Here is a 1,898-nt window from a genome sequence, read left to right as displayed (position 1 = left end):
CGGTAGGCGATGTTCACCCGGATCTCCTCAATGAGGCGTCTCTCTGAGCGAATTCCGTACAAATAACCGATCAAGAGCATTTTGAACAGCATGACCGGATCGATGCAAGGACGCCCGTTATCTTGACAATACAAGGGGCGACACTTTTCGGCGATAAACGAAAAGTCGATGGTTTCATTGATTTTTCTAAGCAAGTGATCTTGGGGAACAAGGTCTTCTATGTTAACTACTTCTGGTTGGAATTCTCTAGATGTATTTGTTATAAACATAGAAACCTTCCTCCGCTAATATTTTTTATTTTCTCATTCGACAAAAAAGGCTGTTGACCTTCACAGCCTCAAGCGCCCATTAAAAGGCGCTTGGCATTTTTTGCTTTTATACCCCGTTGATTTCTGTAAAAGAGGATTTTTAATATGGGTTGTCGAATGGCAGGAACAGTTGAACCCACTGGAATGGCTTTTTTCCGAAATCTGAGCTGGAGATGGGCGTTATGGGATCCAAAGAGTATTTGGATGTATTGTTTGAAATCCATCGGCGCATGGAAAATGCAAACATCTTATGGGCGTTGACGGGAAGCTTGGGGATGGCTCTTCAAGGAGTGCCGGTTGAAGTTCATGACATTGATATCCAGACAAACCGGTCAGGCGCTTATCGGCTGGAAGAGCTGTTTTCCGCATATGTGGCAAGAAGGGTTGCATTTTCGTCAACGGATCGGATTCGTTCGCATTTTGGTGCTCTGAATATAAGAGGCATACAGGTGGAAATTATGGGGGACATCGAAAAACGTTTGCCGGATGGAACATGGGAAGAGCCGGTAGACCTGAGGACGGTAAGGCATTTTATAGAGGTAGAAGGAAGGAGAATTCCCGTTCTTTCTTTGGATTATGAATATGAAGCTTATTTGAAACTGGGAAGAGCAGAAAAAGCGGATTTGATTCGCAAGTATTGCGGGTAAGGAAAGAATTCCCTTTGCAGACTATGTCAACCATTCTTTATTCGATAAAAAGGAAAAAGGCTGTTGACAAAAAGGTCAACAGCCTCACCCCCTTTGTACATACAAAGGGGGTGAGCTTGATGACAAACCTCTGCCCCTTTTCTCGCGAAAAGAATTTATTATACAACTAATTTGTATCCGTATGTTTAATAAGACTAATATTATGATTTTATTATAGTTCCTTGATGAAAAAACATTTGCCATCTTCCATCTATAAACTTCCAAATTGAACTACGCAAAGTATGTTGCATTCTTGTTTCATCTTTTACACGATATGTCGTTAACACCACATCTTCTGATAAAGGGTGTATATCAAAATCATAAAGAGTCATTTTCCTAACAGAAAGTCCACCTTCACCAACACAATCCTTTTTATACCAAACTTTCCCCGAACTGCCGAATTCAAAAAAATCGTCTGCAAGTAACTTTTCTATTTCTGCTGGTGTTGTACGAGTTTCGGGTTCTAACAAGCGTTTCTCTAATTGGCATAAATGCTCTTTTAATGCAGATTTGTTTTCCATTTTAACCACCCTATATTTCCCCTACCCTTCGAAAGTTTTTTATTCCTTTTCGATAAAAAAGGCTGTTGACCTCCTTTGTCAACAGCCTCCACTCTAGGAAATATTTCCTAGAGTGTTTTTTATATCGCCCCCTACAGAGTTCAGTACCAGCGCTTCATCCCGAGAAGCAAGAGACCAAAAAACTAAAACATTTATTACAATGTACCAGATGATGCGATCTTATTTGCCCCTGCTTATTTTAATAGCTGTTTCTACTGCATCCGAACCACCTGTAGTAAAAAATACCGTATCGAATTCATTATCCAATCGATTTAAACCGATTTGATGAGCTCTCCCAAAAAAGAGAAACGCCCGTTACTTCATTAGACTTTTCATACATAAAA

3 protein-coding genes are annotated in these 1,898 nt (G+C 40.2%); 1 reads left to right on the top strand and 2 read right to left on the bottom strand.

Annotated elements, in window-relative coordinates:
- The coding region (locus tag BMZ78_RS18305; RefSeq protein WP_139203374.1) for a transposase at nucleotides 1-269 on the bottom strand (269 nt) is incomplete at its 3' end.
- Nucleotides 270-490: 221 nt separating this feature from the next.
- On the opposite strand from BMZ78_RS18305, the gene BMZ78_RS18300 reads away from it, so the two are divergent.
- On the top strand, nucleotides 491-955 hold the full coding sequence (locus BMZ78_RS18300) for a nucleotidyltransferase domain-containing protein (protein ID WP_093231803.1): 465 nt from the start codon (nucleotides 491-493) through the stop codon (nucleotides 953-955).
- A 200-nt stretch (nucleotides 956-1,155) separates the two neighbouring features.
- Here the strand turns inward: BMZ78_RS18300 and BMZ78_RS18295 are convergent, their stop codons facing one another.
- A complete protein-coding gene (locus BMZ78_RS18295; protein WP_093231804.1) occupies nucleotides 1,156-1,515 on the bottom strand; it encodes a nuclear transport factor 2 family protein in 360 nt (119 codons plus the stop codon).
- Nucleotides 1,516-1,898: the final 383 nt, after the last annotated feature.

The sequence above is a fragment of the Thermoflavimicrobium dichotomicum genome (genome assembly GCF_900114055.1).
Classification (GTDB): domain Bacteria; phylum Bacillota; class Bacilli; order Thermoactinomycetales; family Thermoactinomycetaceae; genus Thermoflavimicrobium; species Thermoflavimicrobium dichotomicum.
This window is presented reverse-complemented; position numbering and strand designations above follow the sequence as displayed.

Coding starts and splice junctions, on each gene's coding strand:
- BMZ78_RS18295 (WP_093231804.1), bottom strand. CDS start 1,515: ATGGAAAACAAATCTGCATTAAAAGAGCATTTATGCCAATTAGAGAAA.
- BMZ78_RS18300 (WP_093231803.1), top strand. CDS start 491: ATGGGATCCAAAGAGTATTTGGATGTATTGTTTGAAATCCATCGGCGC.